This is a genomic window from Achromobacter insuavis, assembly GCF_902859645.1.
GTDB lineage: Bacteria > Pseudomonadota > Gammaproteobacteria > Burkholderiales > Burkholderiaceae_B > Achromobacter > Achromobacter insuavis.
Window position 1 is genome coordinate 109,311 of the sequence record NZ_CADIJR010000008.1, and the last position, 23,507, is coordinate 132,817.

At 68.5% G+C, this 23,507-nt stretch carries 21 protein-coding genes; 12 read left to right on the top strand and 9 right to left on the bottom strand.

Features of this window, described 5'->3' with window-relative positions:
* The first annotated feature begins 52 nt into the window (after nt 1–52).
* From H0523_RS07135 to H0523_RS07150, 4 genes are all read left to right on the top strand, one after another.
* Nucleotides 53–1,114: an RNA methyltransferase gene (locus H0523_RS07135; RefSeq protein ID WP_054429103.1), complete on the top strand. Its 1,062-nt coding sequence runs from the start codon at nt 53–55 to the stop codon at nt 1,112–1,114.
* 119 nt (nt 1,115–1,233) lie between these two features.
* Nucleotides 1,234–1,899 (top strand): hypothetical protein, encoded by a 666-nt coding sequence (locus H0523_RS07140; RefSeq protein WP_082404322.1) that lies wholly within the window; start codon nt 1,234–1,236, stop codon nt 1,897–1,899.
* A gap of 146 nt (nt 1,900–2,045) precedes the next feature.
* A complete protein-coding gene (locus tag H0523_RS07145; protein WP_054429102.1) occupies nt 2,046–2,720 on the top strand; it encodes a hypothetical protein in 675 nt (224 codons plus the stop codon).
* The gene (locus H0523_RS07150) at nt 2,713–3,399 is read left to right on the top strand and encodes an RES family NAD+ phosphorylase (RefSeq protein WP_054429101.1); all 687 of its coding nucleotides are present in this window, start codon (nt 2,713–2,715) and stop codon (nt 3,397–3,399) included. The genes H0523_RS07145 and H0523_RS07150 overlap by 8 nt, the downstream gene beginning before the upstream one ends.
* A 12-nt stretch (nt 3,400–3,411) precedes the next feature.
* On the opposite strand, the gene H0523_RS07155 is transcribed toward H0523_RS07150, so the two are convergent.
* Nucleotides 3,412–4,188 carry a Crp/Fnr family transcriptional regulator gene (locus tag H0523_RS07155; protein ID WP_231689910.1) on the bottom strand — a complete coding sequence of 259 codons (777 nt, stop codon included), beginning with the start codon at nt 4,186–4,188 and terminating at the stop codon, nt 3,412–3,414.
* Nucleotides 4,189–4,326: 138 nt separating this feature from the next.
* Here H0523_RS07155 and H0523_RS07160 point away from each other — a divergent pair, with 138 nt between their 5' ends.
* From H0523_RS07160 to H0523_RS07170, 3 genes are read left to right on the top strand one after another with little or no spacing between them, the layout of a single operon-like run.
* A complete protein-coding gene (locus H0523_RS07160; protein WP_156349962.1) occupies nt 4,327–5,550 on the top strand; it encodes an ABC transporter substrate-binding protein in 1,224 nt (407 codons plus the stop codon).
* A gap of 10 nt (nt 5,551–5,560) precedes the next feature.
* A complete protein-coding gene (locus H0523_RS07165) occupies nt 5,561–6,475 on the top strand; it encodes a beta-keto acid cleavage family enzyme (protein WP_054429095.1) in 915 nt (304 codons plus the stop codon).
* 34 nt (nt 6,476–6,509) lie between these two features.
* Nucleotides 6,510–7,286, top strand: a complete 777-nt coding sequence (locus H0523_RS07170; RefSeq protein ID WP_054429093.1) for an SDR family oxidoreductase — start codon at nt 6,510–6,512, stop codon at nt 7,284–7,286.
* A 12-nt stretch (nt 7,287–7,298) separates the two neighbouring features.
* Here the strand turns inward: H0523_RS07170 and H0523_RS07175 are convergent, their stop codons facing one another.
* The gene (locus tag H0523_RS07175; protein WP_054429092.1) at nt 7,299–7,841 is read right to left on the bottom strand and encodes an SMI1/KNR4 family protein; all 543 of its coding nucleotides are present in this window, start codon (nt 7,839–7,841) and stop codon (nt 7,299–7,301) included.
* A 326-nt stretch (nt 7,842–8,167) separates the two neighbouring features.
* Here H0523_RS07175 and H0523_RS07180 point away from each other — a divergent pair, with 326 nt between their 5' ends.
* On the top strand, nt 8,168–9,451 hold the full coding sequence (locus tag H0523_RS07180) for an ATP-binding protein (protein ID WP_306670188.1): 1,284 nt from the start codon (nt 8,168–8,170) through the stop codon (nt 9,449–9,451).
* 103 nt (nt 9,452–9,554) lie between these two features.
* Complete coding sequence (locus tag H0523_RS07185) at nt 9,555–11,102, top strand: argininosuccinate lyase (RefSeq protein ID WP_054429088.1); 1,548 nt, start codon at nt 9,555–9,557, stop codon at nt 11,100–11,102.
* 61 nt (nt 11,103–11,163) lie between these two features.
* Here the strand turns inward: H0523_RS07185 and H0523_RS07190 are convergent, their stop codons facing one another.
* The 4 genes from H0523_RS07190 to H0523_RS07205 all read right to left on the bottom strand — a co-directional run bounded on the left by H0523_RS07190 (nt 11,164) and on the right by H0523_RS07205 (nt 17,764).
* Nucleotides 11,164–13,116: a YncE family protein gene (locus tag H0523_RS07190; protein ID WP_054429086.1), complete on the bottom strand. Its 1,953-nt coding sequence runs from the start codon at nt 13,114–13,116 to the stop codon at nt 11,164–11,166.
* Nucleotides 13,117–13,189: 73 nt separating this feature from the next.
* The gene (gene prpF / locus H0523_RS07195) at nt 13,190–14,374 is read right to left on the bottom strand and encodes a 2-methylaconitate cis-trans isomerase PrpF (protein ID WP_054429084.1); all 1,185 of its coding nucleotides are present in this window, start codon (nt 14,372–14,374) and stop codon (nt 13,190–13,192) included.
* A gap of 64 nt (nt 14,375–14,438) precedes the next feature.
* Entirely contained in the window at nt 14,439–17,057 is a 2,619-nt protein-coding gene (gene acnD / locus H0523_RS07200; RefSeq protein ID WP_054429083.1) for a Fe/S-dependent 2-methylisocitrate dehydratase AcnD, read from the bottom strand.
* On the bottom strand, nt 17,054–17,764 hold the full coding sequence (locus H0523_RS07205) for a GntR family transcriptional regulator (RefSeq protein WP_054429081.1): 711 nt from the start codon (nt 17,762–17,764) through the stop codon (nt 17,054–17,056). The genes acnD and H0523_RS07205 overlap by 4 nt, the downstream gene beginning before the upstream one ends.
* Before the next feature lie 207 nt (nt 17,765–17,971).
* Between H0523_RS07205 and ykgO the strand changes: the two genes are divergently transcribed.
* The 3 genes from ykgO to H0523_RS07220 are packed head-to-tail and all read left to right on the top strand — an operon-like array spanning nt 17,972 to nt 20,920.
* Nucleotides 17,972–18,112 carry a type B 50S ribosomal protein L36 gene (ykgO, locus tag H0523_RS07210; RefSeq protein ID WP_025138121.1) on the top strand — a complete coding sequence of 47 codons (141 nt, stop codon included), beginning with the start codon at nt 17,972–17,974 and terminating at the stop codon, nt 18,110–18,112.
* Nucleotides 18,113–18,133: 21 nt separating this feature from the next.
* Complete coding sequence (locus H0523_RS07215) at nt 18,134–19,249, top strand: NAD(P)/FAD-dependent oxidoreductase (protein ID WP_231689909.1); 1,116 nt, start codon at nt 18,134–18,136, stop codon at nt 19,247–19,249.
* Nucleotides 19,250–19,267: 18 nt separating this feature from the next.
* A complete protein-coding gene (locus H0523_RS07220) occupies nt 19,268–20,920 on the top strand; it encodes a nucleoside recognition domain-containing protein (protein WP_054429078.1) in 1,653 nt (550 codons plus the stop codon).
* 119 nt (nt 20,921–21,039) lie between these two features.
* Here H0523_RS07220 and H0523_RS07225 read toward each other — a convergent pair whose 3' ends face one another.
* The 3 genes from H0523_RS07225 to H0523_RS07235 all read right to left on the bottom strand — a co-directional run.
* Nucleotides 21,040–21,207: a hypothetical protein gene (locus tag H0523_RS07225; protein ID WP_116523079.1), complete on the bottom strand. Its 168-nt coding sequence runs from the start codon at nt 21,205–21,207 to the stop codon at nt 21,040–21,042.
* Nucleotides 21,208–21,313: 106 nt separating this feature from the next.
* On the bottom strand, nt 21,314–22,366 hold the full coding sequence (locus tag H0523_RS07230) for an alginate lyase family protein (RefSeq protein ID WP_082404320.1): 1,053 nt from the start codon (nt 22,364–22,366) through the stop codon (nt 21,314–21,316).
* A 160-nt stretch (nt 22,367–22,526) separates the two neighbouring features.
* Nucleotides 22,527–23,507: tetratricopeptide repeat protein (locus tag H0523_RS07235; protein WP_503467164.1), on the bottom strand; the 981-nt coding region annotated here is incomplete at its 5' end.

Here is a 23,507-nt window from a genome sequence, read left to right on the forward strand (position 1 = left end):
CCCGGCTCGGCATGCCGGGCGCCGGTGCCGGGCGCGGTAAAATCCGCTCCCCATGCGCTACTCCGATTTCCAACAACGTCTCGCCTCCCTGGGCGCCCAGCCGACTCATCGCGGGCGGGTCATGCGCGCCTGGCTGACCGGGCAGGCATTCGACAGCGACACCTGGCGGCGGCGTTTCGACAACTTCCTGCCGCTGGCGGTGCGCGAGGCCCTGCCGGCCCTCGCGGCGGAACTGGACGGGCTGGCGCGGGTGCGCTCCGAACACGCCGGACATGACGGCTCGCGCCTGCTGGTCGACCTGGCCGACGGGCAGATGGTGGAAAGCGTGCTGCTGCCGCGCGACGGGCTCTGTGTGTCGACCCAGGTCGGCTGCGCCGTGGGCTGTCGTTTCTGCATGACGGGCAAGAGCGGCCTGATCCGTCAGGTCGCCAGCATGGAGATCCTGGCCCAGGTGGTGCTGGCGCGGCGCTTGCGCGCGGTGAAGAAGGTCGTTTTCATGGGTATGGGCGAACCGGCGCACAACCTCGACAACGTGCTCGAGGCCATCAATCTGCTCGGCACCGACGGCAATATCGGCCACAAGAACCTGGTGTTCTCCACCGTGGGCGATCCGCGCGTGTTCGACGCGTTGCCGCGGCAATCCGTCAAGCCCGCGCTGGCGCTGTCGCTGCATACGACACGGGCCGAGCTGCGCGAGCACCTGCTGCCGCGCGCGCCGAAGATCGCGCCGGAGGCCTTGGTGGAACTGGGTGAAAAGTACGCCCGCGACACCGGCTACCCGATCCAGTACCAGTGGACCTTGCTCAAGGGCATCAACGACGGCGACGATGAGCTGGACGCGATTCCGCGCCTGCTCAAGGGCAAGTTCGGCGTGCTCAACGTGATTCCCTTCAACAGCCTCGAGGGCGATGACTACCAGCGTCCCGAGACCGAACGCATCCGCGAGATCGTGCGCATCCTGCATCGCCGCGGGGTGCTGACCAAGATCCGCAACAGCGCCGGGCAGGACGTGGACGGCGGCTGCGGCCAGCTGCGGGCCCGCGCGGTGGGGGCGGAACAGGTGGTGGAGCTGCGCCGCATACACAGTGGAAGGCTGAAGGCCGCGGTTCGGTGATGAGGCGGTATTGCGTCTGACATTTGAAAAACAGGGGCGTGCGCTCAAGGCGCTTTGCCCCCCGCGTGGGCAGAATAGCCAGCTTTCGGTATCCAGACCGGTGGTGCACTGGGTGAAGCATGTTTCAAGTTCCCGACGGCGTTGCCTTTCAGCTATTCATCGACCATCGCAGGGCAGACCTTCAGCGAATCGCACGTCATACTCGAGGCGAATGTCAATTCGACGATGTCGTCAGTGAAGCCTGGATCTTGGCATCACGCCTGCAGACGAGCAGCAGTGAGTGCTTGGATATGTTGGACGAGGCTTGTCAAGAAAGACTGTTGAGCCATCTCTACCAACAGTTGGTTCGCTACACCGAGCAAACTGTCCGACACGCTGTGCGGCTCGACCATTCACCCGTCGGGGGCGACCACAGCGGAGATCTCCATCCTGTGGCCTATCTGCTTGTCAGCAATGAAGGACGCGATCCGTTGCGTGAATTGCTCGAGCAAGAGACCGACACGGAAGTAGAGTGCGACCTGCAGGGGCACGGCTCACTGGCGGCCGCCTACGTGTACCTTCTGCGTCAGCTCGACAACCAGATGTCCCGTGTTGCTGATCACCTGCGGATATCTCGCTCCTATGCCTATCGCTGTTGTGCGAATGCCAGAGAGCTGGCAGCCCGTCTCAGGCATATTCCAGTTCCCATCCCTGAAGACTTCGCGCCAGGCCCTTGGAGATCGTTTCGGTTACGTCGCGCTCACCTACAGCTTGCGTTTAACTTCGATGACCAATTGTCAGTCTGACGAAGGATGCCGCGCTTATGTTTGCTAGATGGGCTAGGGCACGCGACGGCAGAGGACGGAAGCACCCCTTCAATAGGCGTGGGATGGTGGTGAGTGGTTATACTGGTTATGATGATTTTTATATCTATCATAACCATGAGGTTGCCATGACCCCGATCCGCACACAGGCAGACCTGCTTGATGTGATGACGGGCTCTCCCGAGGAAGTTGGCCAGCGGCTGAAGCGCGTTCAGGCCGACCAGGTCGTCGCCATCGGGTTGGAGCACGCATCCGCGAAAGAGGCCGGCATGATTGCCGAAACGTTGGCCCGCTTTGTTCAACTGGTCAATCTGAATGTCATTCGGCACGAACGCGAAACCCTCGAATCGCTGGTTGAAGTTTTGGTGCCCAAGGCGCCACCCACACCCGTTCAACTCAAAGAGGCGGCGATGTTGGCGAAAGCCCGCATCGCCGTGCTTCGAGAGGGCAATTGGCTGACGGCTGCGGAGATCGCCGATCTGGCAGGCTTCAGTTCCAGCAATCCCAGCGCTCAGCCCAACAAGTGGAAGCGTGACGGCCTGATTTTCGCGATCCGGCATCTGGGCGTTGATTACTTTCCTGACTACGGGTTGGACCCCGACACAGGCTATCGGCCACTCAAGGCCATGGCTGCTGTGATCAAGGTTCTTGGTGGTTCGAAAGACAGCTGGGGCCTGGCTTATTGGTTTGCCTCGGCCAACAGCTTTCTCGGCGGCGCGCGTCCACAGGATGTGCTTGCAAAGCAACCGGACCGCGTTATCGCCGCGGCCGCGGACGAACAGGAAGGGATTGTGCATGGCTGAACAAGCTGGAAAATCGTCACCGATTCCGCCTGCTGACATTACGCCGTCGCCCGTGCCAGCACTGCATGTCTCAAGGATGACGTGGCCGCAGGGCATGACGTTGCATCGGATCCATCAGGCCAAGTACGCGGGCGCCGAGTTCAACCCCGGTGTCAAAGGCAATGCGCGATTCAGCCCGATCATGGATGCTCAAGGCAGGCGGATCCCGACGCTTTACGGCGGAAGCTCGTTCGACTGCGCGGCGATGGAAACCGTGTTCCACGACGTTTCGTTCGCGCCAGGGTTCAAGAGCTATGACAAAACGAAGCTTGAGGGGCACATGCATTCCCAGGTCCAGCCGGGCGTTGATCTCGTGTTGGCCGATTTGCGTGGAAAAGCGCTGCGAAAATTGGGAATTTCGCGCAGGCAACTGATCGATACCGAGAAGGATCGATACCCTACCACGCGAAAATGGGCCCAGGCCATTCATGCAAGGTGCCCTGATGTGCAGGGCCTGTGTTGGACTTCAAGGCAGGATGACAGCGCACAGGCAGCGATGTTGTTCGGAGATCGTATCGCTGCCGACGTGCTGAGTCAGACCGGGCCCTCTCGCAGCTTGCTGAAGGATGAAAATGCCTATGACGATGTGTTGAACCTTGCTGAAAAAATAGGTGTGAACCTCGTGTCGGGGAAAAACTGAAGGATCCCGGTCCTACGCCGGCATGTCCGCCGGATGATCCGCCGGTTCCCGGTTCAGCTTCGCATGCCGGTACAGCGCTTCGCGGTCCAGGATCGTCATGCCGCCGTAATGCGTCTGCAATACGCCTTCCCGCGCCAGCCGGGTCAGGGCGGTGTTGCAGCGCTGGCGCGACACGCCGCACAGGCTGGCGATCTCCTCCTGCGAGATCCTGAGCCGGCCGTTGGTGCCGGCATGCTGTTCGGCGTTCAATTGCGCGGCGACGGCGCGGGCGACGGTGGTGTCGACGTCCAGCAGCACGTTGCCGGTATAGCAGGCCATCAGCCAGTTCACGCGCTGCGCCAGGTGCGTCATCAGCGCCTTGGTGAATTCGATGTTGTGGTTCCAGAGGCGTTCGCAGGTGTCGCGCGGCAGGATCACCACCTGGCTGGGGCGCAGCGCCACCACTTCGTACTCGAACGGTTCGCGGCGGATCATGGTGGCCTCGCCGAACCAGCTGCCGGTGCTGAAGCCGGCCAGCGACAGCGACCGGCCGTCCGAGCCGCGCGACGACCATTTCACCAGGCCGTCCACCACGCCATACCAGCCCAGCGATTTCGAACCCTCGCGGAACAGGCGTTCGCCCGCCTGCAATGTGACCACGCGCAACTCGGCGCGGACCACCTCGCGTTCCAGGCGCGGCAGGCCGTTGTACCAGGGCACGACGGCCAGCATCCGGTCCACCGGATCCTGCTTGGGCCGCCGCCTGGGGCTGGCTGTTTCGTGGCCAGTGCCGCCCGCCGGTGCTCGCATGGTCTTCCCCGTTTCGCCGTGATGATCGCGCCCAGGTAAACCCTAGGGCGCTTTGTCAACATGATGACTGTCCGCATTGGGGGCCGGTCCGAGAATATTCGGGGCCCCAGAGCCAAAAAACCATAAGAGGAGACAGGTATGTTGTCAATGCCACGCAGGTTTTCGCGCGCTGTCCTGGCCGGCGCCATCGCCGGCGCGCTGCTGCACGCGGGCGCGGCCCGGGCGCAGATTTCCGACGACGTGATCCGGATCGGCTTCATTACCGACATGTCGGGCGTCTATTCGGGGCCGGACGGTCCCGGCGGCGCCGAGGCCATCAAGATGGCCATCGAGGAGATGGGCGGCGATATCAATGGCAAGAAGATCGAGTTGTTGACGGCGGATCACCAGAACAAGGCGGACATCGCCTCGGCCAAGGCGCGCGAGTGGTTCGACCAGCGCGGCCTGGACCTGCTGATCGGCGGCACCAATTCCAGCACGGCGCTGGCGATGTCGAAGGTGGCCGCCGACAAGAAGAAACCGATCATCGTGGTGGGCGCGGGCGCGCCGGCCCTGACCAACGAGCAGTGCACGCCGTATACGCTGAACTACGCCTATGACACCGTGGCGCAGGCGCGCGGCACGGGCGCGGCGGTGGTGAAGGCGGGCGGCAAGAGCTGGTACATCCTGACGGCCGATTACGCCTTCGGCCATGCGTTGCAGGCCGACACCACCAAGGTGGTCGAGGCGGGCGGCGGCAAGGTGGTCGGGTCGGTCAAGCATCCGCTGTCGACCAGCGATTTCTCGTCGTTCCTGCTGCAGGCGCAGGCCAGCAAGGCCGAGATCCTGGCGCTGGCCAATGCCGGCGCGGACGCGACCAACGCGATCAAGGCGGCCAACGAGTTCGGCCTGACCCGGACGATGCGGCTGGCCGGCATGATCATGTTCATCAACGACATCCACGCCATGGGCCTGGAGACGGCGAAGGGCATGTACCTGACCGACAGCTGGTATTGGAATGCGTCGGACGAGACGCGGGCCTGGGCGCAGAAGTTCTACGAACGGCGCAACGCCATGCCGTCGTCGCTGCAGGCGGCCGATTACTCGGCGGCCATCCAGTACCTGCGCGCGGTCAAGGCCACCGGCACCGACGATGCCGACACGGTGCTGGCCTACCTGCGCGCGAACAAGCTCGACGACGTGTACATCAAGAACGGCGTGGTGCGGCCGGACGGGCGCGTGGTGCATGACATGTACCTGCTGCAGGTCAAGACGCCCGAGGAATCGAAGGCACCCTGGGACTACTTCAAGGTGGTGCAGACCATCGACGGCAACGAGGCCTTCACCACCAAGGCGGAAACCCGCTGCGCCCTTTGGAAATAAGAGACCCGCCATGGCAAAACGCAAAGTGATCGTGACCATTGCCCCCACCGGGGGCATGGCGTTCAAGAGCCAGAACCCGCACCTGCCGACCCAGCCGGCCGAGATCGCCGAGGACGTCTACCGCTGCTATAACGCCGGGGCCAGCGTGGTGGCGCTGCACGCGCGCCGCCCCGACGACCAGGCCACCTGCGACGCGGCCATCTACCGCGACATGAACCAGCGCATCCGCGAGCGCTGCGACATCGTGCTGAACAATTCCACGGGCGGCGGCGTGCACGGCGACATGGTCAGGGAGACCACGCCGGGCACTTGGGAGATCCTGTGGGAGGAACGCCTGAAGGGCATGGACGCGGGCGCCGAGATGTGCACGCTGGACGCCACCACGCTGAACCTGGCCTTCGGCGACCGCGAGTACCTGATGAACACGCCGCTCAGCCGCGCGCGCGAGATGGCGGCCGGCATGAAGGCGCGCGGCATCAAGCCGGAGTGGGAGGTGTTCAGCCCGACGCACATCCTGCAGGACGCGACCACGCTGATCGACGAGGGACTGGATGAGGAGCCGCATTTCATCAACCTGGTGATGAACGTGCACCGCAACTTCCAGAACGCCATGCCGTTCTCGCCGCGCCACCTGCAGATGATGGTGGACCTGCTGCCGAAGAACAGCATCTTCTGCGTCAGCGGCATCGGGCCGTCGCAGCTGGAGGCCAATATCAGCGCGCTGCTGCTGGGCGGCCATGCGCGGGTGGGGTTGGAAGACAACCTGTATTACCGCCATGGCGAGCTGGCGACCAACGTGCAACTGACCGAACGCATCGTGCGCATCATCCGCGAGATGGACATGGAGCCCGCGACGCCCGCCGAGGCGCGCGAGATCCTGGGGTTGCCGCTGCGCAGCGGCGTGCGGCCGGCCTTCGCGCTGTGAGACCGACGCGGCATTTTCCAAGGAGTGAAGCCTGATGATCGAATCGTTGAAAGGCAAGCGGGTCCTGATCACCGCGGGCGCGGGCGGCATCGGCCTGGCGATCGCGCGCAAGTTCCTCGCGTCGGGGGCGCAGGTGCACATCTGCGATGTGGCCGCGGAGGCGGTGCAGGCCGCCGTGCAGGCGCATCCCGGCTTGAGCGGCAGCGTCACGGACGTGTCCGATGAAGCCCAGGTGCTGGCCATGTTCGCGGACCTGGCCACGCGCTGGGGCCGGCTCGATGCGCTGGTGAACAACGCCGGCGTCTCGGGGCCCACCAGCCGGCTCGAGGACACGGACCTGACGGCATGGCGGGCCACGCTCGACGTCAACCTGACGGGCACGTTCCTGTGCGCGCGCAGCGCGGTGCCGCTGCTGCGCGAGGCGGGCGGCGGGGCCATCATCAATATCTCGTCGGTGGCGGGCCGCCTGGGCTTTTCGCTGCGCAGCCCTTATAGCGCCAGCAAGTTCGGGTTGGCCGGATTGACGCAGACCTGGGCGATGGAACTGGGGCCGTCCGGCATCCGCGTCAATTCGGTGCTGCCGGGCGTGGTGGCGGGCGACCGGGTCGAGCGCATCATCGCCGCCCGCGCGGCGGCCGGCGGCGTCAGCAACGATGCCATGCGCGCGCAACTGGTGGAAAAGGTGTCGCTGCGCAAGATGACCCAGCCCGAGGACATCGCCAATCAGGTGGCGTTCCTGTGCTCGGACGAGGGCGCGATGGTCAGCGGCCAGAGCATCTCGGTGTGCGGCAACGTCGAATACCTGGGGTGAGGGAGCCGCGCCCTAGGCCATCTTGGCGTAAAGCGCGATCAGCGCGTCGAACGACGGCGCCACCGGCATGAACCAGCCGTCCTCGATGAAGCCGTCGACCAGCGCGTCCACCGGCTTGTCCGTGACGTCCAGGTCGGCATACGCCGAGTACAGTTCGCCGTCGGTGTACATGATGCGGCCCGCATGGCGACCCTGGCTGATCTCGACGTAGGTACAGAAATCCCCGCCCAGGCCCAGCACCGGCGCGAACGGCAGGAAGGCCGGGTTGTGGAAGCCCATGCGCGGCGTCAGCAGCGCCAGGTCGAGGTGCGGATCGCCGTTGCCGATGCCGAAAAAGGTGTTCATGTCCGCCAGCGCGGGCGAGACGCCGGCGCGGTGGGCCTGGTCGAATTCGAACCCGAACCGCAGGCCGTTGCTGCGCTTGAGGAAGGCGCGGTAGGCCGCCGAAAAGTGCGTTTTCCAGGCGTCCTCGTAGGCCTGTATCGCGCCTTCGGAGGCGCCGTCGAACGTTTGCAGGATCTTGTCGGAGCGCAACAGCTTGTCTAGCGGGTCCATGGGGATTCCAGTCCTTTCGAGGGAAAGCTCGGGGGCAGGGCAAGCGCGGTCTGGTCAGCATACCCTGCCGCGCCTGTCCTGCCTGTTTCACTTTTTTTCACAAATCCCACACAAAACACGGCGGAACGCGAACGGGCTTGTTCCCTATCATCCCGGGGCGCGCCCGCGGATCACGCGGGCCCGGCCGTCCGGCCGCCGCGCGACCTTGCCCCCGCAGTTTCCCGCTTCCCCGCCGGCTCCGCCACGCGGGCGCGCCCGCCGCGTCGAGCCGTTGGCGGGCGGCCCGAAGGCCATCGATGCTCAAATTTCTCGTTCGCGTTTTCGTCGTGGTTCTGATCAGTCTCGGGGTGGCTTACCAGCTCGTGGACAAAGGCCTGGGCACGCTGTTCCGGCCGATCGTGGAGAACGTCGCCTTCCAGTCGCTGCGCGGCCAGGTCCATGAGCTGCGCCTGCGGCTCGACGACGTTGCGCCGGCGCAGCGCGAGACGGTGCTGCGCGAGCAGGTGCGGCCCTACTACGGTTTGCGGCTGCAGCTGCTGCGCCAGGAAGAAGTGCGGCTGAACGAGGACGAACGCGAGCAGCTGGAGATCCTGGGCTTCGTGATGCGGGACGAGTACAGCACCCATCTGGTGCCGCTGCCGGGCCAGCCCGCCCAGTGGCTCGAGGTGCGTCTGCCGGGCGAGGGTCTGGTCGACACCTTGCTGACCTGGGGCGTCTGGGTGTTCCTGGGGTTCATGATGGCGATGAGCCTGCTGGCGCTGTGGGCGCTGCCGATGTGGCGCGACATGGACGCGCTGCGCAACGCCGCGCTGCGCATGGGCCAGGGCGAATTGAGCATGCGCGTGCACCTGTCGCGTATTTCGGGCATCCGCCACGTCGGCGAGAGTTTCAACACCATGGCCGAGCGGATCGCCGCGTTGGTCGATAACCAGCGCAGCCTGACCAACGCCGTCTCGCACGAGCTGCGCACGCCGCTGGCGCGGCTGTCGTTCGAGGTGGACCAGCTGGACCGCGGCGGCCTGCCGGCCCGCCATGGCCGGGTGCTGCGCGACATGCGCGCGGACATCTCCGAGCTGGAAAGCATGGTGGCGGAACTGCTGGTGTACGCCCGGCTGGAACGGCCCACCGAGGAAACCGTGCAGCTCGAGACGGTGGACACGCGCGACTGGCTGGGCGAGGCGCTGGCGCAGGTGGCGCACCAGGCCGCGGCGCGCAATGTGCGCTGCGTGGTGGCGCCGGACCCGCCGCCGCACGTGCGGCTGAATCCGCGCTACATGAGCCGGGCGCTGCTGAACCTGGTGCAGAACGCGGTGCGCTACGCGCGCGGCCGCATCGACATCGCGTTGACGCAGCGCGCCGAGGGCGGCTTCGAGCTGGTGGTGGACGACGACGGACCGGGGATCGCGGCGGCGGACCGCGAGCGGATCTTCGAACCCTTCATCCGCCTGGATGAAAGCCGCGATCGCGGCACCGGCGGCGCGGGGCTGGGGCTGGCGATCGTGCAGCGGGTGGCGATGAGCCACCGCGGCAGCATCAGCGTGACCGACAGCCCGGCGGGCGGGGCGCGCTTCGTGCTGCGCTGGGCCGCCGACCAGGGGCTGCCGCCGTAGCGCCGGGCACGGTTACGTTTTCACATTGCATTTTCATGCGCAGGGCGAGCAAAAATGGTGTTTCATACGGGGGTTTCCTTTCCCCCTTCATAACGAGAACGCCATGAGACATTTCCTGCCCGCCCTGGGCGCAGCCCTGGTCCTTTCGCTCGGCGCCCACGCCGCCTCGGCGCAGCAGGCGCCCGCCGCCAGCGCCACCGCCAAGCCGTTGCGCGATCCCTTTTTCTGGCTCGGGGAGATCAACAAGGCGACGGCGGTGATCAACACCGACGAAGGGCTGCTGGACAAGTCCATGGCGCCCCGGCTGGCCGCGGGCGTGGCGAAGGTGATCAACGACGGCAATCAGCCCGGCGCCAAGCGCCCGGCCAGCGTCATCACCTTCGAGCCGCTGCTGATCAAGGCCGCGGGCGAGGACGTGACGCTGCTGCACGCCGGCCGTTCCAGCCAGGACATGCATGCCACCTACCGCAGCGCCATCCTGCGCGACAAGCTGCTGGAGCTGGCGGACCAGTTGAACGCCACCTCCGGCACGCTGGTGGAGCTGGCGGCCAAGCACGCCGGCACCATCGTGCCCAACTACACCAACGGCGTCGCGGCCCAGCCCAACAGCTATGGCCACTATCTGCTGGGCCAAGCGGCCGGGCTGGAGCGTGATGCCCAGCGCATCCGCGAAGCCTACGCGCGCATCGACCGCTCGCCGATGGGCACGACGGTGTTGAACGGCACCAGCTGGCCGCTGGACCGCAAGCGCATGGCGCAGTACCTGGGCTTCACGGCGCTGGTGGACAACGCCTATGACGCTTCGCAGATCTCGTCGATGGACCAGCCGGTGGAGGTGGCGTCGATCGTCACCAGCATCGCGCTGCGCACCGGCAACTTCGTCGAGGACGTGATGACGCAGTACGCGCAATCGCGGCCGTGGATCCTGCTGGAGGAGGGCGGCGGCAATACCTACGTGTCCAGCGCCATGCCGCAAAAGCGCAACCCCGGCCTGCTCAACGATACGCGCAGCGACGCCTCGACGGCGGTGACGCTGGCCATGGGGCCGGTGATCCAGACGCACAACATCACGCCGGGCATGAGCGATCCGAAGGACGTCAAGCAGAACTCGGCCATGGTCGATGCCGGCATCTCCGCGCTCAAGCGCTGGGACCGCGTGCTCAAGGCCATGGTGATCAGCCCGGACCGCGCGCTGGAGGAACTGAACAGCGACTGGACCGCCTCGCAGGAACTGGCCGACGTGCTGATGCGCAAGTACAAGCTGCCGTTCCGCGATGGCCATCATTTCGCCTCCGAGGTCGTGAGCTACGCCAAGACCAACAACATCAAGCCGCTGGATTTCCCGTATGACCAGGCGCGCCGCATCTACGCCGAAGCCATGAAGGGCTCGAAGTATCCGAACGAGCTGCCGATGAGCGAGGCCGAGTTCCGCTCGACGCTGGACCCCGTGGCCATCGTCAAGAACCGCGCCACCAGCGGCGGTCCGCAGCCGGCCGAGATGGACCGCATGATCAAGGAAGCGCGCGAGCAGTTGGCCGCGCAGGACAAGTGGATCGCGGCCCGCCGCGCCCACATCGCCGATTCGCTGGCCAGTCTGGACAAGGCGTTCGACGCGCTGGTGGCCAGCGCGCCGAAGGACAAGGGCCAGTAAGCGGGGCGCCCGGCATCCCGCGATGCCGGGCGGCGGGGCCGGCGCGCCGCGCCGGCCCGTGTCAGCGGCACGCCATCGAGTAGCCGCAGCGGATCTGGTCGGGCAGGTCGCGGCCCTGGGCCGGATCGACCGCGTCGGCCGGCGCGTCCCAGGCAATCAACTGCGCCACGTCGTTGTTGCCCACCGGCCGGGCGTAGATCCACAGCCGGTCTCCCTTCCATGAGAACGCCAGCGCGCTGACGCTGTAGTCCTTGGGCGCGCGCAGGTTGGCCAGCAGCCTGCCCTGCGCCATGTCGATCACCACCACCGTGTTGTCGGCGCCGCTGACGGCGAGCAGGCGGCCGCGGGCGCTGCGCGCGGCGGCCGAGGTGTAGTAGACGGCAGGCGTCTCGAGGTCGAAGCGGACTTGTCCCGTGCCCAGGTCGACGGCGCGCAGGCGCCGGCCGTCAGGCGTTTCCGCCACGGCCAGGGCCCAGTTGCCCGGCCGGCTGCCGAACAGCAGCTTGGGCGTGGCGGTGCGGACGCTGGCGACCACGCGCGCGGTGGCCGGATCGATGCCATAGCCGCCGCGGTCGCCGCCCCAGAACAGGCCGTCGCCGAACTGGATCGCATCGCTGGGGACCCAGGGCAGGGCATTTTCGAGCGTGTCGCTGGCCTCGCGGCGCAGCGAGGCGTCCCAGTGCCGCTGGCGCCAGCGGCCTTGGGGCGTCATGGTGTAGAGGTCGTCGCCCACGCGCAGCGCCACGCCGCCGGCGGCGGGCAGAGTCCAGTCGTCAATGCGCCATTGCGGCAGCTGCGGGTCCAGCGCGTGGACGGCGGCGCGGCGCTGGCCGGGGCGCCACGCCAGCAGCGTGCGGCCGCCATCGTCCTCGCGCAGGCCCAGCGCCCAGACCTGGCCGTCGGCGGCGATCTTGAGCGCGCGCGCCAGGCCGAAGCCGGCGGTGTCTTCACGCGTGATGGCCGCATCCGCGCCCTGGCGCGGCCCATTGGCCGCGGGCGTGGCGCCCGCGCGCGGCACGAAGCGCTGGGTGGCGCCGCCGGAGGCCAGCAGGCTGCCGTCGGGCAGCGCCAGCAGGCGCCATTCGTCGTTGTCGTAGCGCCGCAGGTCGGCCTCGTCGGCCGGCAGGCGGATGCCGGACACCGGCGTCTCGGGCAGCGTGGCCTGCGCGGGGGCGGGGCCAACCGGCTGCGTGGCCGTGGCGCGGCCGCGCGCGTAGGCGTCGAAATAGGCCTGCATCAAGCGGTCGGCGTCGGCCTCCGGCAGGGCCTGCAAGCGCCGGGCCAGGCCGTCCAGGTAGCTGTCGAGCGCCGGGTCGGCGTGGTCGACGCTCTGGCTGTTGTATTCGAAATGCGGATCGGGAAAGCAGGTCACGCCGACCATGCAGCGGGTCAGGCGGAAATGGCGCGTGATGGTGGTGTCGGTGCCGCCGTGCCAGACCAGCGTCAGCGCCTCGCGGCCGGTCAGGCCCGACAGATCCATGACCGTGCCGTAGTCGGATTGGGTGCGGCGGGACTTGCCGCGTTCGCGCTGGAACGACCAGCGCGCCACCGGTTGCGAGAAGAACGGCAGTGACTTGATCTGTTCGGGGGCGTAGTCGGGCTGGCGGGCGATGGCCGCGCGGAAGGCGTCGTGCTCGTCGCGGTTGATGGCGCCGGCCGCCAGCGCCTTGGCCAGGACCGGGTCGGCGGCCTGGTTGGCCTGCTGGTCCAGCGCCTGTTTCAGCGCGGGCTGATGGCGGGCGCCGATCTCGGCCCAGTAGAACTCCATGGATGACAGCGGTCCGCTGTCGTCGCGGCCGCGGAACCCGCCCAGGTCCTTGCCGGCCAGGCCTTGTTCGATGTCGGCCTTGACCTGGGCATAGGGGTGGGGGATCAGGTAGTAGCGGCCCTGCGCGTAGGTGGCGCCGGGCAGCGGCTGCATCAGGATCGGGGCGGCTGCCGCGCTGGCGGACAGCAGCAGGGCCGCGAGGGCCAGGACGCGCTGGAATCGGCGTGGGGCGCCGGGGTGTGCCATGGACGGTTCCGTCGATAAGGGAATGGGCTGCGGCAGAGAATACCGCAGCCCGCGCCCGTCGGCGGCGGCCGCCTCAGAACCCGGTGGGCGGCACGTGCACGCGGCCTTCCATCAGCACGCGCGCGCTGCGGCTCATGATGGCCTTGGTGACGGTCCATTCGCCGTCGATCTGCTGCGCCTCGGCGCCGACGCGCAGCGTGCCCGAGGGATGGCCGAAGTTGACCTGGTCGCGCTGGCCGCCGCCGGCCGCCAGATTGACCAGCGTGCCGGGAACCGCCGCGGCGGTGGCGATGGCGACCGAGGCGGTGCCCATCATGGCGTGGTGCAGCTTGCCCATGGACAGGGCGCGCACCAGCACGTCGATGTCGCCGGCGCCGATCTGCTTGCCGCTGGAGGCGGTGTAGGCCCTGGGGCGGGCCACGAAGGCCACCTTGGGCGTGTGCTGGCGCGCGGCCGCCTCTTCCAGTTTCTGGATCAGGCCCATGCGCAGCGCGCCGTGGGCGCGGATGGTCTCGAAGCGCGCCAGCGCGGCGGCGTCGCCGTTGATGTCGTCCTGCAGCTCGGCGCCGGTGTAGCCCAGGGCCTCGGCGTCCAGGAAGATGGTGGGGATGCCGGAGTTGATCATGGTGGCCTTGAAGGTGCCCACGCCGGGCACTTCCAGGTCGTCCACCAGGTTGCCGGTGGGGAACATCGAGCCGCCGTCGCCTTCCTCGGCCGGGTTCATGAATTCCAGCTGCAGTTCGGCGGCCGGGAAGGTCACGCCGTCCAGTTCGAAGTCGCCGGTTTCCTGCACCGCGCCGTCGGTGATCGGCACGTGGGCGATGATGGTCTTCTGGATGTTGGCCTGCCAGATGCGCACCACGGCGATGCCGTTGCGCGGCACGCGGGCCGGGTCGATCAGGCCATTGGTGATGGCGAAGGGGCCGACGGCGGCCGACAGGTTGCCGCAGTTGCCGCTCCAGTCGACGAAGGCCTGGTCGATCGAGACCTGGCCGAACAGGTAATCGACGTCATGTTCCGCGCGGCTGCTCTTGCCGACGATGACGGTCTTGCTGGTGCTGGAGGTGGCCGCGCCCATGCCGTCGATCTGCTTGCCGTAGGGGTCGGGGCTGCCGATGACGCGCATCAGCAGCGCGTCGCGCGCCGGGCCCGGCACGCGGGCGGATTCGGGCAGGTCGTCGAGCTTGAAGAACACGCCTTTGCTGGTGCCGCCGCGCATGTAGGTGGCGGGAATCTTGATCTGGGGGGCATGGGCCATGGGGCAGTCCTGATGTCTTGGGTGGAGAAGGCGGGCGCCGCGGCGCCCGCCATGCGGTGGGATGTCAGCCGGCCTTCTTGGCCGAACCGGCGGCCGATTCGGCTTCCAGGAAGTCCTGCGCGAAGCGTTGCAGCACGCCGCCGGCTTCGTAGATCGACACTTCCTCGGCGGTGTCGAGGCGACAGGTCATCGGCACTTCCAGCGTCTCGCCGTTGCGGCGGTGGATCACCAGCGTCAGGTCGGCGCGCGGCTTGCGCTCGCCCGCCACGTCGTAGCTCTCGGTGCCGTCCAGGCCCAGCGTCTTGCGGTTCACGCCCGACTTGAATTCCAGCGGCAGCACGCCCATGCCGATCAGGTTGGTGCGGTGGATGCGCTCGAAGCCTTCGGCGGCGATGGCCTCGACGCCAGCCAGGCGCACGCCCTTGGCGGCCCAGTCGCGCGACGAGCCCTGGCCGTAGTCGGCGCCGGCCACGATGATCAGCGGCTGCTTGCGGTCCATGTAGGTCTCGATCGCTTCCCACATGCGCATCTCCTTGCCTTCCGGTTCCACGCGGGCCAGCGAGCCCTGCTTGACCGTGCCGTCGGCGTTCCTGACCATCTCGTTGAACAGCTTGGGATTGGCGAAGGTGGCGCGCTGCGCGGTCAGGTGGTCGCCGCGGTGGGTGGCGTAGGAGTTGAAGTCCTCTTCCGGCAGGCCCATCTTGTGCAGGTATTCGCCGGCGGCGCTGTCCATCAGGATGGCGTTGGACGGCGACAGGTGGTCGGTGGTGATGTTGTCGCCCAGCACGGCCAGCGGCAGCATGCCGCGCAGCGTGCGTTCGCCGGCCAGCGCGCCTTCCCAGTACGGCGGGCGGCGGATGTAGGTGCTCTGCGGGCGCCACGCGTACAGCGGGTCGACCGTGGCGTCGCGCTCGTTGCGCAGGCCGAACATGGGCGCGTAGACCTTGCGGAACTGTTCCGGCTTGACGGCCGCCTTGACCATGGCGTCGATCTCTTCGTCGCTCGGCCAGATGTCCTTCAGGCGGATCTCGCGGCCATCGGCGCCGGTGCCCAGCACGTCGCGTTCGATGTCGAAGCGGATGGTGCCGGCGATGGCGTAGGCCACCACCAGCGGCGGCGAGGCCAGGAAGGCCTGCTTGGCGTAGGGGTGGATGCGGCCGTCGAAGTTGCGGTTGCCGGACAGCACGGCGGTGGCGTACAGATCGCGGTCGATGATCTCCTGCTGGATCACGGGATCGAGCGCGCCCGACATGCCGTTGCACGTGGTACAGGCAAACGCCACGACGCCGAAGCCGAGTTTTTCCAGGTCCTCGGTCAGGCCGGCTTCGTCCAGGTACAGGGCCACGGCCTTGGAGCCGGGCGCCAGCGAACTCTTGACCCACGGCTTGCGCGTCAGACCGGCGCGGTTGGCGTTGCGCGCCAGCAGGCCGGCGGCGATGACGTTGCGCGGATTGCTGGTGTTGGTGCAGCTGGTGATGGCGGCGATGATGACGGCGCCGTCGGGCATCAGGCCCGGCTGGTTCTCGACGGTGCCGGCGATGCCGCGTTCGGCCAGGTCGGCCACCGGCAGGCGGCGGTGCGGGTTGGACGGGCCGGCCAGGGTGCGCACCACGGTCGACAGGTCGAAGCGCAGCACGCGCTCGTATTCGGCGGTCTTGAGGCTGTCGGCCCACAGGCCGGCGGTCCTGGCGTAGTTTTCCACCAGCGCGATCTGTTCGTCCTCGCGGCCGGTCAGGCGCAGGTAGTCGATGGTCTGCTGGTCGATGGCGAACATCGCGGCGGTGGCGCCGTACTCGGGCGCCATGTTCGAGATGGTGGCGCGGTCGCCCAGTGTCAGGCTGGCCGCGCCTTCGCCGTAGAACTCCAGATAGGCGCCGACCACCTTTTCCTTGCGCAGGAATTCGGTCAGCGTCAGCACCACGTCGGTGGCGGTGATGCCGGGGCCGGCGCGGCCGGTCAGTTCGACGCCGACGATGTCGGGCAGGCGCATCCACGAGGCGCGGCCCAGCATCACGTTCTCGGCTTCCAGGCCGCCCACGCCGATGGCGATCACGCCCAGCGCGTCCACGTGCGGGGTGTGGCTGTCGGTGCCGACCAGCGTGTCGGGGAAGGCCACGCCGTCCTGCGTGTAGATCACCGGCGACATCCGCTCCAGGTTGATCTGGTGCATGATGCCGTTGCCCGGGGGCACCACTTCGATGTTGCGGAAGGCCTGCTTGGTCCAGTCGATGAAGTGGAAGCGGTCTTCGTTGCGGCGGTCTTCCACCGCGCGGTTCTTGGCGAAGGCGTCGGGGTCGTTGCCGCCGTATTCCACGGCCAGCGAGTGGTCGACGATCAACTGCACCGGCACCACCGGGTTGACCTTGGCGGGGTCGCCGCCCTTGTCGGCGATGGCGTCGCGCAGGCCGGCCAGGTCGACCAGCGCGGTCTGGCCGAGGATGTCATGACAGACCACGCGGGCCGGATACCACGGGAAGTCCAGGTCGCGGCGGCGTTCGATCAGCTGCTTGAGCGCGTCGGTCAGCAGCGCCGGATCGCAGCGGCGCACCAGGTTCTCGGCGTGCACGCGCGAGGTGTAGGGCAGGCGGTCGTAGGCGCCGGGGGCGATGGCGTCCACGGCGGCGCGCGCGTCGAAATAGTCCAGGCGGGTGCCTTGCAGGGGCTTGCGATAGGATTTGTTCATGCCTCGGTGCGCTTCAGGTTGCCCTGAGCGATCTGTTTTTCAATGTTGAGACGGGATGCGCGGATGTGGCGGCGCATCAGGAGTTCAGCCAGCTCGCCATCGCGGTCGGCGATGGCGTCGAGAATGCGGTGATGCTCGGCATACGACTGCCGCGGGCGGTTGGGAGTGGTCGAGTACTGGATACGGTACATCCGCGCCAGCTGGTAGAGCTCGTCGCACAGCATGCGGAACAGCATCTGGTTGCCGCTGCCCTTGACGATGCGGTAGTGGAAATCGTAGTCGCCCTCCTGCTGGTAATAGCCGGTGCCGGCCTGGAAGGCCTCGTCCTTTTCGTGGGCGTGCAGCACTTGGCGCACCTGCTCGACTTCGGCCGGCGCCATGCGCTCGGCCGCCAGGCGGCAGGCCATGCCTTCGAGCGATTCGCGGATTTCGTAGAGTTCGGCCAGTTCCTGCGGGCTGAGCGAGACCACGCGGGCGCCGGCGTGCGGCACGCGCACCAGCAGCTTCTGGCCTTCGAGCCGGTGCAGGGCCTCGCGCAGCGGGCCGCGGCTGACGCCGTGGATGCGCGCCAGTTCGGGTTCGGAAATCTTGCTGCCCGGGGCGATCTCGCCTTTGACGATGGCGGACTGGATCTTGCGGAAGATGTGTTCCGCCAGGGTCTCGCTATCGCCCGATGCGGCGCCGGGAAGCGTCAGCACTTTGCTCATTGTGTCAACAATCCAGGGATTTTCAGGGTGAAAACCCGTTCTAAATCGCCATGGGGCGATTGATTGTCAACAATTTACCTTCCGTCTGATCTTGGTGCAAGCACTGTTGGCGGGCTTTGCGTGACAAACGTAATGTTATTACATATCATTTACGTCGGCCCGCGCCGCGCGGGTCGGTTTTTCTTTCGATCCTTGCCGGAGTGCCGCATGAAAGTCCTTTCCTCCCTTAAAGACGCCAAGACCCGCCACCGGGACTGCCAGGTGGTCAAGCGCCGCGGGCGCATCTATGTGATCTGCAAATCCAATCCGCGCTTCAAGGCGCGCCAGGGCGGGGCCAAGAACAAATAGGCGCGCGCCGTGGAACCGAAAGTGCTTGAAGTCGCCGTGGTCGGCGCCGGGCCGGCCGGCATCGGCATGGCCGTGGCGCTGCGCCGCCATGGCGTGAACCGGCTGGCGGTGATCGACCGGCATCAGGTGGGGGCCTCGTTCCTGTCCTGGCCGCAGGAGACGCGTTTCATCACGCCGTCGTTCTACAGCAATCCGTTCGGCCTGGCCGACCTGAACGCCGTGACCGAGACCAGCTCGCCGGCGCTGACGGCCGGCATGGAGCACCTGGACGGCCCGCGTTACGCGCAATACCTGGCGCGGGTGGCGCAGGCGCATGACCTGCCGCTGGCGCTGGACTGCGAGGTCTCGGCGCTGACGCGCGGCGCGCGCGGCGAATTCCAGCTGCAGACCTCCAGGGGCGCCGCGCTGGCGCGGGCGGTGATCTGGGCCACGGGCGAATACCAGTACCCCGATCTGCGGCCGTTCGCCGGCGCGGCGGACTGCCTGCATTACGCGCAGGTCGATAGCTGGTCGGCCTTCGAGGCCGGTGAATACCTGGTGATCGGCGGCTATGAAAGCGGCGTGGACGCGGCGGTGAACCTGGTGGCGCGCGGCGCGCGGGTGCAGCTGCTGGCGCGCAAATCGACCTGGGACCCCGCCAGTGCGCACGACCCCAGTCTGTCACTGTCGCCCTACAGCCGCCAGCGGCTCTACCAGGCGCTGGACAGCGGCCGGCTGGAGATCGCCTTCGGCGTCAATGTGCTGGAAGTGCGCCGGCTGGCGGCGGGGTTCAGCGTGCACGCAGAAGACGGCCGGGTCTTCGCCACTGCGAACGCGCCGATCCTGGGCACCGGCTTCCTGCGCGGCGGCGGCGCGCAATTGATCCGCCCGTGCTTCGACTGGACGCCCGACGGCCGGCCGGTGCTGAGCGCGCACGATGAATCGACCCTGATGCCGGGCCTGTTCCTGGCCGGGCCGCAGGTGCGCCAGGACCGGCGCATCTATTGCTTCATCTACAAATTCCGCCAACGCTTCGACAGCGTGGCGCGCATGGTCGCGCAGCACCTGGGCCTGCCGCCGCTGGAGGCCGAGCGGGCCGCCGGCGCCTGGGGCCCATTCGGCAACGCCGATTGCTGCGACGAGGCCTGCGAATGCTGACGGCGGCGGGTGGACGCGATGCGGCCCGACGCCATTGAATCGACCGAGGCCGTGGTGGTGCTGGCCGGCCTGGAGAACGCCGGCAAGTCGGCGCTGTTCCGCGGCCTGACGGGCCAGGCGGTCGGCGACGAAAGCAACGTGGCCGGGTCCACCGTGGCCTGCCGCGAAGCCGCGCTCGATGGCGCCGCGATGCGCGTTGTGGATACGCCCGGCGTGCGCCTGCGCGGCGACAGCGCCGCCACGCGGCTGGCCCTGGCGCGGATGGCGCCGGCCGCCGTGGTGGCGGTGGTGATGCGCGCCACCGATGCGCCCGACCTGATGCGCGAGGTGCTGGCCGCGTTGCATGGCGCGCACCGGATCTGCGTGGTGTTGACGTTCGCGGACAAGTGCGATGACGCGCCGGCGCTGGCGGCGCGCTGCGGCGCGGCGCTGGGCGTGCCGGTGGCCATCATCAATGCGCGCGCGCCGGCGCCGCGGGAATTGGCGGCGGTGCGCCATGCCCTGGCCGGCGCGGTGGCCTTGCCCGCGCTGCCGGCCAGGCCCGTGCTGTGGCACGCGTCGCTCGCGCGCCGGCCGCAGCGCACGCCGTTCGAGCACGCCGGATTGGGCCCCTGGTGGGCGCTGCTGGCGTTGCTGTCGAGTTTCGCGCTGCCGGTGTACCTGGCCTACGGCCTGTCGGGCTGGTTGCAGCCGCTGGCGGACGCGGCGCTCGTCGAACCCTTGACGCGCGCCCTGGCCGGCGCGCCGCCTGCATTGCAGACCCTGCTGGTGGGCGGCTACGGCGTCGTCAGCCTGGGGCTGTATTCGTTCATCTGGGCCTTTCCGGTGGTGGCGCTGATCGGCCTGGCGATGGCGCTGACCGAGGAAAGCGGCCTGAAGGACCGCATGACCGCGGCGCTCGATCCCGCGCTCAGGCATATCGGCCTGAGCGGGCGCGACCTGGTGCCGGTGCTGTCGGGCTTCGGCTGCAATGTGGTGGCGACGTTCCAGAGCCGGGCCTGCTCGGCCTGCACGCGGCGCGCCTGCGTCAGTCTGATCGCGTTCGGCTCGGCCTGCAGCTACCAGATCGGCGCGACGTTATCGGTGTTCGGCGCGGCGGGACGGATGGGGTTGTTCGTGCCCTATCTGTTGCTGCTGTTCCTGGTGGGGGCGGCGCACACGCGGTTGTGGCATGGCGCCTTGCCGGCCGAGGCCGCCGCGCCGCTACCGGGCAAGGCGTATCTGCAATGGCCCTCGTGGCGCGGCGTGACATGGCGCCTGCGCGCGGTGGTGGCGCAGTTCCTGAAACAGGCAATGCCGGTGTTCCTGCTGATCTGCGTGGCGGCCTCGCTGCTGGACGGACTGGGCGCGTTGCAGGCGCTGGCGTCGCTGCTGCGCGCGCCGATGGCCGCGCTGGGCCTGCCGGCGGACGCGGCGACAGGCGTGGTGTTCTCGATCCTGCGCAAGGATGGCCTGCTGGCGTTGAACCAGGGCCAGGGCGCGCTGCTGGCTCGGCTGGATGCGGCGCAGATGTTCGTGCTGGTGTGGCTGGCGTCGACCTGTTCGGCCTGCCTGGTGACGCTATGGACGGTTGGGCGCGAATTGGGCGCGCGCCACGCCTGGGGCCTGGCCGGGCGCCAGGCCGTGACCTCGCTGGTCTCGGCCTGGCTGCTGGCGCAGGCATTGACCTGATTGCCCGGAGAAACGGAAATGATCCCTGAAACGTACGCGCATTGGCAGCGCGTGCAACGCTGGTTCAAGCTGGCGAACGATCCGGCGGCCGCGTCGGGCGCGGCCGCCAGGCAGGGCGCTCAGGGGCCGGTGTCCGGATAGTTCGGGCCGGCGTCGTGGAAGCCGCCGCTGCTGTAGGGGTTGACCGCGCCCGGATGTGGCGGGCCGCCGGGACCCAGGGAGGAACAGCCGCCCAGTATCAGCAGGGCGGCCAGCAGGGCGAGTGTGCGTGTGGCGGTGGCTTGCATGGCGATCTCCGGCGGCTGCCCCTCGGCGGCCGCATACAGCATATGGGTGTGGATCCAGTTTACGCCTGGCGCGGCCCGCCGGCATCGTCCGCCGGGCGGGTCGGCGTCAGCGTCGCGGCACGATGCCGTGGGCGGCCATCAGGGTCAGGTTGCCGCCCAGGCGGGGATCGTCGAAGGGGCCGGCGGCATGCAGGGCGCTGAAGGCCGGCGTGTTGGGCGCGTGCAGGCGGTAGAACTCGATCCAGCCGCTGAAGCCATGCGGCTTGCCGTCCTGCTGCGCCACGCCGGCGTGGCGGGCGAACCAGGCGCTGTCGAGGTAGCCCTTGGCCACGCGCCGCGCCAGCCGGCCCAGGGCGCCTTCGCGGTAGGCATACCAGTCCTGGCCGCTTTCATCGGCGAGCTGCGCCATCATCACCAGCGGCGCGGCGGCGTAGTCGTGATAGTGCAGCGCGCGGGCGCCGCGCGCCATTTCCATGGGCAGGCTGCCGTCGGCCTGGATGTCGTCGACGCCTTTCCGGTAGATCGCCTGCGCGCCGCGGCGCAGGCCGGCGTCGTCGTTGGCGATGGCGGTGGCCAGGATGCCGACGCCGGTCCAGTAGTAATGGTTGTTGCGCTGGTGCCGGGGGTCTTCCCAGTAGGCCAGGTTGGCGCGCGACAGCTGTTCGAGCCAGGGCCCGATGAGGCCGCGTTGCGCCGGCGTGGCCAGCGGCAGCGTCTTCAGATAGGCCAGGGCGGCGGCGCCATGGGTCCATTGGCGCAGGTAGTCGGCCTGGTCGTTGTTGCCGTGGATCATGCGGCCGAGCATGGCGCCGTCCTTGGCCCAGGATGCCAGCCACGTCAGCGCGCATTGGCCGGCGGCGGCGTCGCCGTGGGCCAGGTAGGCGTCGGAAAGGTCGGCGACGCGGCGGGCGTAGTCGTTCAGCGGCCGGGTCTGGGCCTGGTTGCGGGCCTGCAGCGCGGGGTCGATCTGCGAGTGGGCGGCGTCGGTGTAGTAGCCGGTGCCTTCCAGGTCGCGCGGGCCGGGCGGCGGCGCTTCGCACGGCTGCGGCGCGGCCAGCGCCTGGGCGCCCAGCAGGATCAGCGGCAGGCATGCGGCGTAGCGCCAGCGCGCGGCGGCGGGCCGGGCGCCGCCACGGAAGGGGGAGGAAAGAGAACGCATCGCGGGTGCCTTTGCCCGGTCGGGCCGATTGCCGTTCACCCGCCTGCCGGGGGGCGGTGGCGACCGCCGGCCTGCCGAAGGGCGTGGTGTGGTGAATCGACCGCGCGCCGGGCGGAAAGTTGCACGGCGCGCCGCGTGTCGGTCGGGCTTCAGGCGGACGTCAGGCGGGACGGCGCACGCGCGCCTGCTCGACGCACCACGCCAGCCGGGGATCGCCGGCGGCCATGATGTCGGCTTCCACGTCCAGGCGCAGGCGCGGCAGCAGCCGGCCCAGCAGTTGTTCACAGTCGCGCCGCAGATAGCTGGGCTCGCCGGTGAGGCGGCCGATGACGCGCAGCAGGGCGGCGTCGCGCGCCAGCACCAGCAGCCGATAGCGGCCGCCGGCGGCGGGGCGCAGCAGCCAGGCGCCGGTGGCGATGCGCAGCAGCGGATCGAGCGTGTCGGCCAGCTTGCCGAGCTCGGCGGGCGACAGGTCGTGCGGATCGTAGCCGTCCGCCGCGTTCGCGCGCGCGGGCGATCGTTGCAGGGCGTCGGCCTGGCGGCGGTAATCCTCGGCCCGTGCGCGGTCGCCCTCGCGCAGGGCCGCCAGGCTGAGCTGGCGCAGGCTGGGCAGCTGTTCCGGGCCGGGCGGGTCCGCGGCGCGGCGCCAGAGGTCCGCGGCTTCCTGCGGGCGTCCCTCGCGCAGGCGGCAGCGCGCCAGCTGGGCCAGCAGGGCGGGATGGCCGGGCGCATGCCGCAGGCCGTCCTCGGCCAGCGCGGCGGCGCCCGCGATGTCGTCGTCCAGGGTGTCCCGCAGCCAGGCGCAGCGCGCGGTTTCATCGGCCGACAAGGCGCGGATGCGGCGTTTGCGCAGCAAGTCATGGTACTGGGCGGTGAGCGCTTCGCGCTCCTGGCGCGCCTGCGCGGCCTCGTCGGCCGATTGCGCCGCGCAGCGCTCGTCCAGCCGGGCGGCCAGGGCCGCACGTTGCGCGGGCAACCAGGCCTGGGCCGCGTTGGGGGCGGCGCGGCGCCACGGCAACGGCCGGTCCGGATCGGCCGCCAGCGCGGCCAGGCGATCCGCCAGCGACGGGTGAGTATCGCCGTCGCCGGTCGTGGCGCAGAGGGCGGCGTGCAGCCAGACGCGGGCCTCGGCTTCGTCGGC